Origin of the sequence: Pedobacter suwonensis (assembly GCF_900111825.1) — a bacterium.
Lineage (GTDB): Bacteria > Bacteroidota > Bacteroidia > Sphingobacteriales > Sphingobacteriaceae > Pedobacter > Pedobacter suwonensis.
This window is the reverse complement of record NZ_FOJM01000001.1, coordinates 190,071-204,828: the sequence shown is the minus strand read 5'-3', so window position 1 is coordinate 204,828 and position 14,758 is coordinate 190,071. Positions and strand designations below refer to the sequence as shown.

Annotated in this window: 7 protein-coding genes; 2 read left to right on the top strand and 5 right to left on the bottom strand. The window is 41.0% G+C overall.

From position 1 onward, the window contains the following. Positions 1-891 precede the first annotated feature (891 nt). The gene (locus tag BM107_RS00850) at positions 892-1,680 is read left to right on the top strand and encodes an L-fucose dehydrogenase (RefSeq protein WP_090979286.1); all 789 of its coding nucleotides are present in this window, start codon (positions 892-894) and stop codon (positions 1,678-1,680) included. Between the two features lie 368 nt (positions 1,681-2,048). Here the strand turns inward: BM107_RS00850 and araA are convergent, their stop codons facing one another. From araA to BM107_RS00825, 5 genes are all read right to left on the bottom strand, one after another. Further along, a complete protein-coding gene (gene araA, locus BM107_RS00845) occupies positions 2,049-3,542 on the bottom strand; it encodes an L-arabinose isomerase (RefSeq protein WP_090979284.1) in 1,494 nt (497 codons plus the stop codon). 131 nt (positions 3,543-3,673) lie between these two features. Then, a complete protein-coding gene (locus BM107_RS00840) occupies positions 3,674-4,375 on the bottom strand; it encodes an L-ribulose-5-phosphate 4-epimerase (RefSeq protein ID WP_090979282.1) in 702 nt (233 codons plus the stop codon). Continuing rightward, on the bottom strand, positions 4,372-6,072 hold the full coding sequence (locus BM107_RS00835) for a ribulokinase (RefSeq protein ID WP_090979280.1): 1,701 nt from the start codon (positions 6,070-6,072) through the stop codon (positions 4,372-4,374). The genes BM107_RS00840 and BM107_RS00835 overlap by 4 nt, the downstream gene beginning before the upstream one ends. 257 nt (positions 6,073-6,329) lie before the next feature. Next, entirely contained in the window at positions 6,330-9,731 is a 3,402-nt protein-coding gene (locus BM107_RS00830; protein ID WP_090979278.1) for a PAS domain-containing hybrid sensor histidine kinase/response regulator, read from the bottom strand. Beyond that, entirely contained in the window at positions 9,718-10,857 is a 1,140-nt protein-coding gene (locus tag BM107_RS00825; RefSeq protein ID WP_208864306.1) for an FIST signal transduction protein, read from the bottom strand. Before BM107_RS00825 ends, BM107_RS00830 begins: the two co-directional genes overlap by 14 nt. Before the next feature lie 739 nt (positions 10,858-11,596). On the opposite strand from BM107_RS00825, the gene BM107_RS00820 reads away from it, so the two are divergent. Beyond that, the gene (locus BM107_RS00820) at positions 11,597-13,429 is read left to right on the top strand and encodes an ABC transporter ATP-binding protein (protein WP_090979274.1); all 1,833 of its coding nucleotides are present in this window, start codon (positions 11,597-11,599) and stop codon (positions 13,427-13,429) included. Positions 13,430-14,758 lie beyond the last annotated feature (1,329 nt).

Here is a 14,758-nt window from a genome sequence, read left to right as displayed (position 1 = left end):
AATTAGAATAAACCACTGATAAAAAGGATGAACACAGATATTAATAAACGTAATCCGTGTTTATCCGTGCAATCTGTGGCAAAAAATAGAACAGAAAAAAACAATCAGAATAAACCACTGATAAAAGGATGAACGCAGATATTAATAAACATAAGCCGTGTCTATCCGTGCAATCCGCGGCAAAATAATAAAGCAGGAACTAAAAACAACCCACAGCTAAAAAAGACAAACACAAATCTCTAAACCAAATCTGTGTTAATCTGTGAAATCTGTGGCAAAAAATAGAACAGAAAAAAACAATTGGAATAAACCACTGATAAAAAGGATGAACACAGATATTAATAAACATAATCCGTGTCTATCCGTGCAATCCGCGGCAAAATAATAAAGCAGGAACTAAAAACAAATAAAACAACCCACAGCTACAAAAGACAAACACAAATCTCTAAACCAAATCTGTGTTAATCTGTGAAATCTGTGGCAAAAAATAAAACAAGAAAAAAACAATTAGAATAAACCACAGATAAAAAGAATGAACACAGATATTAATAAACATAATCCGTGTCTATCCGTGAAATCTGTGGCAAAAATAGAACAGAAAAAAACAATTATAATAAACCACTGATAAAAAGGATGAACACAGATATTAATAAACGTAATCCTTGTCTATCCGTGCAATCTGTGGCAAAAAATAGAACAGAAAAAACAATCAGAATAAACCACTGATAAAAAGGATAAACGCAGATATTAATAAACATAATCCGTGTCTATCCGTGAAATCTGTGGCAAAAAATAAAGCAGAAACTAAAAACAACCCACAGCTAAAAAAGACAAACACAAATCTCAAACTAAAACCAAATCTGTGTTAATCTGTGGCAAAAAAAAATAAATATGGATTTACAACTAAAAGAAAAAGTAATCATCATTACCGGCGCGGCCAAAGGCATTGGCCGTAGTATCGCGGAAGTATTTGCCAAAGAAGATGCCGTCGCCGTAATTGTAGGCAGAAAAGCAGCAGACAACCAGAAGGTGGTTGATGAAATTATCGCGCTAGGCAAAAAAGCCGATCAGTTTGTAGCCGAACTTTCCAAACCGGAAGATTGCGAAAAAGTAATTGCCCAGATTGTCGCTAAATTTGGCAGGATTGATGGTCTGGTAAACAATGCCGGTGTAAATGATGGGGTGGGCCTTGAGCGTGGCGATTATGAAAGTTTTATGGCTTCGCTCCACAAAAATGTAGTGCATTACTACCTGATGGCGCACCATGCTTTGCCTGAGCTAATCAAAAGCAAGGGGGCAATTGTAAATATCACTTCCAAAACAGCTGAAACCGGTCAGGGCAACACCTCAGCCTATGCGGCAGCCAATGGTGGCAGAAATGCGCTAACCCGCGAGTGGGCGGTAGAACTTTTAAAATATGGCATCAGGGTTAATGCAGTTGTGGTGGCAGAGTGCTGGACACCCGCCTACGAAACCTGGATCGAAACGTTAACTGATGCACAGGAAAAACTAAATGAAATTACCGCTAAAATTCCTTTAGAAAACAGAATGACCACTGCAGAAGAAATCGCCAATATGACGGTATTTCTAATGTCGGCCCGCTCAAGTCACACTACCGGGCAAATAATCCATGTAGATGGTGGCTATGTACATTTAGATCGGGCTTTGGCGAACGCTTAATCAGTTTTCAGTCGACAGTTATTAGTTTGCAGTTTATACCAATGCCGGCAATTAACCAACACTAATGAAAACTGGAGCGTAAATAGATCGTCACTGCGAGGAGGAACGACAAAGCAATCTGTCATGCCAGCGATTCTTGCTAGAAAGATTGCTTCGTCGGCTGAAAAAACCTTCTTGCAATGACGAATGTCTATTGTTATCTCTCCATTTTGTTAGGCCATATCCGATAACCTGCTGAAAGAAAAAAATCGTCCGCGTTTGTAACGCGGATGCATGAGGACAGCGATTTTATCGCTGAAAAGTATAATCCCAAAAAAAAGCCGATAAATTTAAATTATCGGCTTCTGTATTATTGGGGTTTAGCTAGCTTAACCTTTATAAAACACCTCATTCCAATGCAATTCATTTCTGAACTGATTGATTTTCGTATCGGCCCCAATGTTAATGTATTCCAAACCGGCAATGTTGGCAAAATCTGACAAGTGCTCGGTAGTTAAATTCTGACTGTAAGCCGTGTGGTGTGCTCCACCCGCGTAAATCCATGCTGCACAACCTGTTTTCATATCAGGCAGTGGTTTCCAAAGCACGCGTGCAACAGGCAGGTTAGGCAAATCATTTTCTGCTTCAACGGCTTTAACTTCATTTACCAGTAAACGGAAACGGTTGCCCATATCAATTAACGAAGCATTCAGGGCATCGCCACCGCCTACGTTGAATACCAAACGTGCCGGATCGGCTTTACCGCCAATGCCCAGTGGATGTACTTCTAAACTTGCTTTTCCTGATGCCAGGCTGGCGTCTACTTCCAGCATGTGCGAACCCAGCACCATGGCATTTGCCGGATCAAAATGATACGTATAATCTTCCATAAAAGCATTTCCACCTGGTAAACCCGCGCCCATTACCTTACACGCACGTACCAAAGCCGCAGTTTTCCAATCACCTTCACCGGCAAAACCGTAACCATCGGCCATCAAACGTTGTGCTGCAATACCAGGCAACTGAATCATCCCGTGTAAATCTTCAAAGGTATCTGAGAAACCTTTAAAGCCACCATCAACTAAAAACTTGCGTAATCCCAACTCAATTTTAGCCGCATCGTAAACCGATTGGTGTCTTGCGCCACCAGCTTTCAGGTCATCAGCCATTTCATAGGTAGCTTCGTATTCTTTTAATAAAGCCTGAACAGCTTCCTCATCAATTCCATTAATTACGGCTACTAAATCACCTATACCGTAAGTGTTTACTGAAAAGCCAAATTTCATTTCCGCTTCAACCTTGTCGCCATCGGTAACCGCTACAAAGCGCATGTTATCGCCAAAGCGTGCAAATTTAGCGCCCTGCCAATCGTTCCATCCGGCAGCAGCCCTGCACCAGGTATCAATCTGTTTTGCCACTTCTTCATCCTGCCAGTGTCCAACCACCACTTTACGGTCTTTACGCATACGCGAAACCATAAAACCAAATTCGCGGTCGCCGTGTGCACTTTGGTTCAGGTTCATAAAATCCATATCAATGGTATTCCATGGAATATCACGATTGAATTGTGTATGCAGGTGTAACAAAGGTTTCTGCAATACATTCAAACCCCTGATCCACATTTTTGCAGGAGAGAACGTGTGCATCCAGGTAATAACTCCAATACAGTTCTCATCGATATTGGCCTGTTGTAAAGTTTCAAAAATCTCCTCGGTGGTTTTTACAATCGGCTTGTACACCACCGAAACCGAAATGTTTTGGTTTTGATTCAATGAATCAGCAACTTGCTGTGCATGTTCTGCTACTTGCTTCAAGGTTTCTTCGCCGTATAAATGTTGTGTACCGGTGATAAACCAAACCTGTAATTTTTTTAAATCAATCATTACTGTTTATGTTGTTTTTAATTATTTTGTTTTTAATTTATTCAAATAAACCTATCAGGTTTTAAAACCTGATAGGTTTATTATTTTCCGGTCGGTGCGACACCAACCGATGGTTCAAAACTTTGGACTCACTATTTCTGTCCGTAGTAAGCACCTGCACCATGTTTACGCTCATAATGCTTTTCGATTAACGAATCTTTTAACTTTGGTGCCTGCGGATTAATTTGTTGCGTTAACAAAGCCATTTGCGCTACGGCCTCCAGTACGGCACTGTTGTAAACGGCTTTCTCTGCTGTTTTACCCCAGGTAAAAGGCGCATGATTACCTACTAAAATCATTTCTACTTCTTTATGGCTTAAGCCCAGGCTTTCAAAGTGATTGATGATCTGGAACCCCGTTTCATATTCATAATTACCTTTAATCATGGCGTCATCCATCGGTGGTGCACACGGAATATCGACAGTTAAATGGTCAGCATGGGTGGTACCAAAAATCGGGATGGCTTTTTGCGCCTGCGCCCAGGCAGTGCCGTAGGTAGAGTGGGTATGCACCACGCCACCAATATCTTCCCAGTGCTTATACAAAACGGCGTGCGTTTGCGTATCCGAAGAGGGGCGGAGACTACCTTCAACCGTTTTCCCATCAAAATCTACAATCACCATTTTTTCCGGCGTTAAATCCTCATAAGGCACACCACTGGGCTTAATTGCAAATACTCCTTTTGAACGGTCGGCGGCACTTACATTACCGAAGGTAAACAGTACCAATCCCAATTTCGGCAACTGCATATTGGCTTCGTAAGCCTGTTGTTTTATATCCTGATAGTTGCTCATGACAGATAAGGTTTAACATCTTTTTTGCTGTATTTCTCCAAATAACGGCCAAGCCCTAAATATTGCTGATAATGCTGGCGGTAAAGCTTTTGCTTTTTCACATTTGGCTTATATTCTTTTTCAAAACCGGTACCCATGGCTTGCATGGCTTCCTCAATATTCGGGTAAATACCGGCTGCTACTGCGGCAAACATAGCTGCACCTAAAGCACAGGTATGCTCAAAGCGGTGGATCCGGATCGGCATTTCGAGCACATCAGACATCATCTGCATAATATAAGCCGATTTTTTAGCCACTCCACCAATGCCAATAATACCTTTTACAGGCACCCCTTGTTCTTTAAAACGATCTACAATGGCTTTGGCGCCAAAACAGGTTGCGGCTGCCAGTGCGCGGAAAAACCGCGGAGCATCGGTTCCTAAACCCAAACCAGTGATGGCACCTTTAAGTTCCTGATTCGCATCAGGCGTTCTTCTGCCGTTTAACCAATCTACAGCCAGCTCTGCATAATCATCATCATCTAAAGCTTCAGCCTGCTTACTTAAACTGGCGATAATTTTGGCTTCAAGTTCTTCTTTCAGCGCAATTGCCGTGGCCTCATCAATAAGTTCAGATTCAGTTAGCAAATGGTTTAGCGGCCAGCTGATCAAATTTTTAAACCAGGCGTATACATCACCAAAAGCAGACTGACCTGCCTCTAAACCTGCCATACCCGGAATTACAGAACCATTTACCTGTCCACATATACCGTTTATCAGTTTTCCATCTAAATCCTGGTTAGGTGCTACTAAAATATCGCAGGTACTTGTACCCATTACCTTACTTAAATAATAAGGTTCAATCTGTCCGCCAACTGCACCCATGTGTGCATCAAAAGCGCCAACACCGATTACCACATCGGTACTTAAGCCTAATTTATTTGCCCACTCTTCGCACAAGGTTCCGGCGGCAACATCAGAAGTATCGGTATCATTAAATAATTTATCTCTGAAACCGGCCAAAAGCGGATCCAGACTGCTAAAAAAATCTTCCGGTGGCAAACCGTTAAATTCTTCTGCCCATAAGGCTTTGTGTCCGGCAGCGCAACGACTTCTTTTCATGGTAGTCACATCCTTGCCGCCACAAAGTAAAAACGGAATCCAGTCACAATGTTCTACCCAGGATTGCGCACTGTTCCGAATAGACTGATCTACTCTTAAGGTACGCAAGAGTTTGGCCCAAAACCATTCAGACGAATAAATTCCGCCTACATACTTCAAATAGTTGGTTTCGAACCGGGTAGCATGCTCATTAATTTCTGCAGCTTCTTTAACCGCTGTATGGTCTTTCCAAAGCACAAACATGGCATTTGGATTCTCTTCAAAACCAGGTGTTAAAGCCAGGGGAGTACCCGCTGCATCAACAGCAACCGGACTAGAACCTGTCGTATCAATCGAAATACCCCTTACTAAAGAAGCAATTTCTGCACCACCGGCTTTGGTTAAACAATCTTTTATGGTATGCTCTAAACCTTCAATATAATCTAAGGGATGCTGGCGGAACTGGTTAACAGCCGGTTTACAGTATAAACCTTTTTGCCATCTGGGATAAAGAAAAACAGAGGCCGAAATTTCTTTTCCATTTGCGGTATCGACTAGAACAGATCGGACAGAATCAGTCCCATAATCTACTCCAATTACATAGTTTGCTTTGCTCATAACAATAAATAAATGTCTAATTAACGTTTATTTATTTGAATTAAAAAATTTTATTGATTTTTAATTCAAAAACATCGATTCCGAACAGTCTGGAGCTCTTTTGTTTGCTAATTTCTTTCGTTTAGCTGAGGGATTTCCTGGTTATTTAAACGACGTGAACCCACCATAGCACTAAAAGGTAAACGCAGGTCCATCAGCAAACAATTTTATCGCGCAGTGTAACATCAAAAGGCAGCAACCAAATCAACCGTTAAAGATTAAACATCAGATACGATATTAGCTTTCAATGCGGAAACCACCTGATTTAATACCACATTGATGTTATTCAGTAAATAGTCAAGTCTTTGCGATTTACCATATTCCGGTGCAAAATTCTCTATTTCGATCAACTCGTCCTTTATGGATGATATACCCATGTCAGCTACAGAGGGTTTAATCCGATGTACAAGCTTTGAAATTTTCGAAAAATCATTGTGATCGTATGCATCATTTATCTCTTTTAACGTAAGCGGTATATGCCGGATAAAAAAGCCGACCAGATTATTGATGAATTTGGTATTACCTCTTGCTATGCCCTCAATTTTTGATAAATTATAAAGTGGTGTATCAGTTACGTTATCAGGTTCTTTTTTTACTGAGTGAAATTTACCCAGCCATTTCGAAGCAATTTCAAGGAGCTGTTCTTCTTCAAATGGTTTTGACAAGTAATCGTCCATGCCATTGTCTAAGCATTTTTGATTATCTCCTTTTAATGCGAAAGCGGTTAGTGCTATAATCGGTACATCTATTAGTTTTTCCCTAACCAACCTGGTTGCTTCCAACCCATCCATTTCGGGCATTTGTACATCCATCAAGATCAGATCAAATTTATTCTTTTCAATTAAAAGAAGCGCTTCGTGTCCGTTAGCTGCCTCGGTAACAACAGCACCAAAATTACCCAGTATTGCTGAGGCCAGAAGCCGGTTGGTTTCATTGTCATCGGTAATCAGAATCTGCTTACCATTCAGTAATGTCGTATCTACTTCAATATTGCCTTTCTCTATAAGGTCCTGTTCGTTACCTTTTGGTATCCAGAGGTTGAAGGATACGGTAGTTCCTTTGTTTTTTTCGCTGTTTACCTTAATTTCTCCCCCCATCAGTTCAATGAGTTCTTTAGATATGCTCATGCCCAGTCCGGTTCCTCCGTATTTTCTGGTAATAGAATTATCTTCCTGTGAAAATTTAGCGAACAGGTGGTTAACAAATGTCTGCTCCATTCCAACGCCACTGTCAATCACGCTTATCTCAATAAGCTGTTCCGATTCGTGATCCTGTAAAACGCTGCATTGAATATCTACTTTTCCTTTAGGGGTAAACTTAATTGCATTGCTGACTAAATTGAGCATAATTTGGGAAAGGCGGTAAGGATCGCCAATTAACACCCTCGAAAGTCGTTGATCGTAAAATGAGTTGGTAAATGTAAGTCCTTTTTCTTCGGCCCGGTGCTGCATCACCTGCATAACATGGCTAATGACCTTTTTAGGTTCAAATCCAATTTTTTCAATACCCAGCTTGCCAGACTCTATTTTACTTAGGTCAAGAATATCATTGATAATTACGAGCAGATTATCGGCAGAGGAGCGGATCGTATTGAGAAAAAATTGCTGATGATGATCTAATTTTGTTTTACTAAGCTGATTGGCCATCCCGGAAATGGCATTCATTGGCGTTCGTATTTCATGGCTCATATTGGCCAGAAATGCTTCTTTTGATTTCGTTGATTCCTCGGCAGCCTCTTTAGCTTTGATAAGCTCATGCTCTAGTTTTTTCTGCTCAGTGATGTCTAAGTGTATTCCGACAGAGCCGATATGTTCCCCTTTATCATTGAGCCTTGGCGCTCCGCTTATGAGCCACCATCTTAATTCGCCGGCTCTATTCCGAACTTTCACTTCATAGGCATCCGATATTCCATGTTTTCGGAGACTTGTTTTTGACGCTACGGTCTCCTTACTTTCGCCAAGGTCTATTATATCTGTGTCTTTCGCTCCGGCAAGTTCTTCCTGGTCAAAGCCGATCATTTTACAAAAGGTTTGATTTGCAAATTGAATATATCCGTCATTATCAACCTCCAGTAAGCCCAGGTTCATATTGGTGATGATGTTTCGGTACTTTTCTTCTTTGTTGATCAGGGCCTGCTCAGAAAGTTTACGTTCAGTGATGTCAGAATGGGTACCGATAATTCTCTCCGGCAACCCATCTGGTGTTCTGTTCACGATCATTCCCCGGTCAAGTACCCATATGTAGTTGCCATTTTTATGTAATATCCGGTACTCCCGCTGATGTGAATTTATTTCACCTGCAAAATAGGCTTCATCTGTCTCCAAAATTTTAGGAAGGTCATCGGGATGTATCCGGCTTAACCATTCATCAGGGTCATTAGCAAAATCTTCATCCCCATAGCCGAGCATGCTTTTGTATTTTTTAGAAAAAAAGGCTTTTTTGTTTTGGAAATTGTATTCCCAAACACCATCACCGGCGCCTTCCAAAGCAAATTGCCATAGCTCCTTACTTGCCCTTAGCTCTTCTTCATTTTTCTTTCTGTCAGAAATATCCCTGATAAAGGCACAGAAAAAAATTGTACTGCCCTGGCTTACGGGAATGATAGACAATTCAACCGAAAATTCCGCTCCGTTTTTATTCATCGCAGGCATTTCAATCATTTTATTTAAAATTGTACCGGCACTATTTTGATGGTACCTTTCCATACCCGCTTTATGTCCGGCTTTGTGGTAGGATGGAATAATGTTATCTGTTAAATGCTTTCCGATCACTTCAGCTTCCTTCCAGCCAAATATTTTCTCTGCCTGAGGATTCCAGAAAGTAATTAATCCCTCGCTATCGATGGTAATAATGGCATCCAAAGCCGAATTCATGATCAGGCGATTTTTTAATTCGCTCTGCTCAAGCGCTTCCATCGCTTTTCTCTTTTCGGTAATATCGGTATAATTCCAAAGGTGTCCCCTGTATACATCGTCGATAAAAATCGGAATGTACTCGCGTTTTAATATCCTTCCATCGGCTAGCGTTAGGTTTGTACTCTCGAAAGCTCTGTTTTTCAGTATTTGTCCGATACCGGCAACAAACTCATCAGGATTGTTAAAAAGGTGTTTTGATTGCTCTGCGCTATCACTGCAGCTGGTACCAATAAGTGCATCTGGTGGATAGGGTATCTGAAACAGATCGCAAAAAAGCTGATTCGTAAAAACGATGTTTCTATGCTCATCTTCCAATAAAATCCCGCTGTGCGAGTTTTCCACCAAAGAAGTAAATACCTTTTCTGCACTTTTCCTTAACGTAACCTGTTTATTCAGGTATTCGGCAATGGCAAGAAAATCATCAGGATTTTCGCCCTGATAATTACGACCCATTTCACCCAAAATGTTTTTCAAGGTTTCAATTGATTTCCTTTTTACCGATACTTCATGGCTTAGTTTTTTATTTACGGATATATACTCTTCTTCACTAATTGAAAAAGCCCTTTCAACCAATAATTTATCTCTTAGCAACGCGTCATAGGAATCGCTGATTACGCTCAAAAATTTTTTAATAGCCGGATTCTCCACCAGTTCGGCAGATAAATATTTGCTAATCTGCTTATTGAGTAACTTATGGTAATTCATAGAATGAAGTAATGGTCATCGTTTGATTGTGTAGCTGGCAGGTTCCACTATTATTAAACGGGGAAATCTCACCATACGAATAAAAACCCGCGATGGTAGTTTCTTTAGCAAACACTTCAGCAACTGCTTCAACTTCTTCCTCGGTTCTGGGGCCGAGTATTAATTTACGCCCAACACAACTGATGAGCAAAGCAAAATCCGGCTTTTGATTTTGTTTAAGGCTATTTGTGGCTGCATGGCTCGAAGCTTCGATCAAATTATCGAAATTTGCTTTCATCAACCTTACCTTTGAGCCCTCGGGTATGTCTCCTGCAAAAGTCATCGTTTTTTTATCTTCATCAATCGATAAAATGGTACGTACAATTGGCTCTGAAAAACCTGGAATAGAAATCGCTAACGGAAATAATAATGCAGAGGCCGGGAGGTTATCCACATCAGGTCCCAAATATTTTTTATATAAATCCAGCGCACTTTCGCCATTAATTTCATACAATACATTTGCCTGCGATCGGGTTACCGTTCGCTCCAAACCGAACATGTCCCAACCACCCTGCGAGCCATGGGTAACCAGCAGCCTGTTCCCATAAAAACCAATGGCAATGATGTTTCCTTCACCTGGGTTTTGATTGAGTCCCACTAAAGTGGATTTAAAATTGGCATCATCACCAGCCAAACCACCGGTTACCAAAATGTTTCCCGCGGCAACGTTTAGTCCTTTAATCAGCTCACTTCCATTTACCATATTTCCATCGGCAAATGTTAGTATATAGCTTAATTCCTCTTTTGGCAATTTCTCAATTAACCCGATCGCCGCAGCGTAACTATTTTCATATTCGTTTATATTGGCCAGCGAAGTTTTTATCGAGGTTGAATCAAAAGCTAAAGCAATAGCAATAAGTGCATTATCGCATACCGTTTGCTGGTAAATTTCTCCTGCAGCACTGCATAACGCAATATCTGCATTTGTAAAAAGTGATTTTAACTGCAGGTATACATCAATGGTCTGCAATAAATGCTTACCACCAAAACACAATACCAATTGAAACTGATCAGCAACTATGTTTTCTTCACCGTTCTCAGCCGTCCATTGGCCTGCCGTATAATTAAAGAGCTTAGCTTTCATCATTTATTTTTTACGCATAACAACTAGACGAATGTATTGATAAAACACACATACACCTGAATATCATTATTTTATAGAAAGTTAAAATAATACTTCATTTAATTGAACTTAAACCGAAACACGGCACATTTAAAAAGCTTCGTCGTCTCTTATCGTTTTATCACCGGTACTTTTTCCGATATCCTACATTTCTGCGGCTTTAAGCGCATCATTATTTTATGTCTAAATACCTAAGTTCAAATGATAGGAGATAAATATGATCTGACCAGAATCATCCTATACAACGAAAATCAAATAGTTACCAGATATACTTTTCCCTTATAAAATTTAGCTGCAATAACCTAAATAAAGCTAATGATTTTTTTTCAAATGGATGCGATTCTCTATCCTGAAAGGAAATCGCGAAAAAGCATAGATTATCCTATCTATTACAACGGAGGAAAACATTTCTATCCGGTAGATTAAAATTTGAAATATCAGCTCGTGATACTTTTTTTTGGAAATGTTGCAAATCACCTTGAATTGATCCCAGTCAGTGGAAGACATTTCGGGAGCTTTTGAGCCGAATGAAGCCAGTGATGTCCGGCTAGAACAAGTTAATTAAGCCACGAATAAACTGCCTAATTTATGATGATATTTAAAGTATTTTTGGCATTGATCCGTCTTCACTATCAAAACCTGCTTTGGCGCAGGAATAAGCGATAGAGCAGAAATCGCCCCCAAACAAGATCACATCAAAACAATGGCAAGAAAACAGTTAAACAGCGGAAATGCACCAGGCGTTGAATTATCAAAAGCCAAAATAAACAGAAAAAGTTTGGGTAATGTTGCCCGTTTGCTCACTTATCTGAAACCCTATCGCGGCAAATTCATTGCAGCGCTGTTTTTTCTCTTTTTATCAAGTTTGGTTGGGCTGGCCTTTCCATCTTTTATCGGTGCATTGATTGATACCGCACAGGGTAAACACGCCAATGGTTATTTGCCGGATACCATACCGGGAATCTTAATGTTAGCCTTTGTTGTATTGGCCTTGCAGGCAGTGGTATCTTATTTTAGAATTTTATGGTTTGTCAATGTAGCAGAACGTTCCCTTGCCGATATCAGGCGCGATACCTATTTCAAGTTGATCACCTTGCCGATGAACTTCTTTTCCAACCGCAGGGTTGGGGAGCTCAACAGCAGGATCTCTGCGGATCTGTCGCAGGTTCAGGATACCTTAACCACCACCATTGCTGAGATGTTACGGCAGTTTGTATTGTTTGCAGGCGGCATTGTCTTGATGGCCATCATTTCGAAAAAACTGGTTTTTACCCTGCTTTTGATTTTACCCCTGATGATTGTGTTTGCGGTGTTATTCGGGCGGTTTATCAAGAAGATTTCGCGCCAGGCCCAGGATAAAATGGCCGAATCAAACAGCATTGTTGAAGAAACCCTGTCGGGCATATCAAATGTAAAGGCGTTTGTAAATGAAGCCTTTGAAGCCGCACGGTACAGGAATACCATCCGCGAGGTAGCCGATATTGCTATTAAAGGAGCCAAATTCAGAGGCATGTTTGTTTCCTTTATCGTGCTTTGTGTTTTTGGAAGTGTACTGGGGGTGATTGGTTATGGCTGTATCCTGGTCAGTCACCAGGAAATTACCTTTGGCGAACTTTTAAAATTTTCACTTTATGCGATGTTCCTTGGCAGTTCCCTGGGTAGTTTTCCGGAACTTTTTGCCAACCTGCAAAAGGCTGTAGGTGCCAGCGAACGGGTGCTGGAGATATTGGGCGAACAGGGTGAAGCAGTATCGATAGTCGAAAACGACAACGTACCAAAACAAAAAATAGCGGGGAATCTTGCTTTTAAACACATTAATTTTGCCTATCCCTCAAGGCCGGAAGTACGGGTGTTAAACCAGGTATCTTTCGAAGCGAAAGCCGGACAAAAAATAGCTATAGTAGGTCCAAGTGGTTCGGGTAAATCGACTACTGCAGGATTGATCCTGCAATTTTATCATCCGCAAAGCGGCGAAATCCTGTTTGATGGCAAACCAGCCACCGCCTATTCACTTACGGATATACGGAATCAGATCGCGATTGTGCCACAGGATGTGATGTTATTTGGCGGAACGATATTGGAAAACATCGCCTATGGCAAGCTAAAGGCTACAAAAACAGAAATTATACAGGCGGCTAAAAGGGCAAATGCGCATGATTTTATCAGTGCATTTCCAGAAGGCTACGAAACCGTTGTTGGAGAACGTGGCGTAAAACTTTCGGGCGGGCAACGCCAGCGCATTGCCATTGCACGGGCCCTGTTAAAAAATCCGTCTATACTGATTCTGGACGAAGCCACTTCTTCGCTCGACTCTGAATCAGAACGCCTGGTGCAGGAAGCACTTGAAGAATTAATGAGCGGACGGACGTCTATCATCATCGCGCACCGGTTATCTACCATTCGTGAAGCAGACAGGATCCTGGTGCTGGAAAAGGGCCAGATTGTTGAATCGGGCACCCACCAGGAACTCATGAAAACTGAACAAGGGCTGTATAAGTACCTGAGTGGCTTGCAGCTCGAGGCGCAACAATCATAAAACAGCATATAAAAAAGGAAGCATTGAGCGAGGTTCCCTGTTAATTTACAGTTGCGGGTGATGGCCTGAACTATACCTCATTGGCTGATTAAAACCTTAAAATCCTTCCTGGTGCTTTAAGAAGAGCGTTCAGGTTACGTTGATTTAGCCCGTAAAGATATGGATGGGGAAGGGGCAACCAGACACAAAACAGCTTCAGTTATTTACCCGTTCAATTTTAGCACTGTTGCCTATGGCTAGATGAATAAAATTAAGTTGATCTACTCCATGAGGCGAATTGCAAGCACGGTACAATGATCAATCTATAGCAGCTTCCCAACGCCTGGTACAAACCCTAATAAATTGCGTTGATATTGCCCTTGTCGAAAATTTACAAGCTTTTTTTGTCTGTTTCGCCATAATTTGAGTATATTATAATCACCCAAAAAGATGAGTACCCAAATCATCCATCTGAAAAAAAATTACTCCCAAAAAACATTCAAAAGTCCACCTTCACCCCACATTTACCCCACGTTTGACCCACCTTCCGGCCAGGCTTGCGTGACACCTGCTTGCACACTGCTAAACACTTACTTTGGTAGAGCTATAGCCCTGGTATAGATCAGGCAGATCAAACATTTACCTCACTTTGGATGGGAAGGTATACAATGGGTAAATAAAAGGTGAAGAGAAATTCGCCCTGGGGTATTGCTGCGTTGGAACAGGCAGAGACAATAAACGGCTGTTTAGGCTTTTAGCATCATGAAATAAAATGCTCCAATGAGCAGGAAAGGACTTATGTGATCCCGCTGGGATTTGCACCTGGTTCTAAAATCAGCGTTTAAATAGTATTTTATGCGGTTTTCGATTCAACTCACCTAATCGCTCACCATTTATTTTTGTACGTTTTAGCTGCAATTGCTATTGTGTAAATATAATCATTCTCTTTAAAAATTAAAAGTGGCATCCTTTAAATCGTAATTGCTGGCACTGACACTCCAAAATAGCTGGCACAAATCGAACCGTAATATCTAACCTGGGTGGCCAATTCGAAAATAAAGAAAATCCGCTAGAGGTTCTAGGGAATAATTCCTTGCTTAATAACATTAATCCTGAAAATTTAAAACTCGCCTCGGAGACGTTTTTTAATCAGAAAAATCTGATAAAATTTATTTTGCTTCCCGAGTTTTAAAATAAATTTCACCCTCTTTTTAAGTAGATTAGTAACGGCCGCGGCTACTCAGATAGGCTGCGCGCGGTTTTTTTTATGTTTTACGGCCGTAAGTGCATTTTTGATAAAAAGAGTAACAAAAAAAACCAGCTGCCAATAAAGAGATGATTCAATATAAC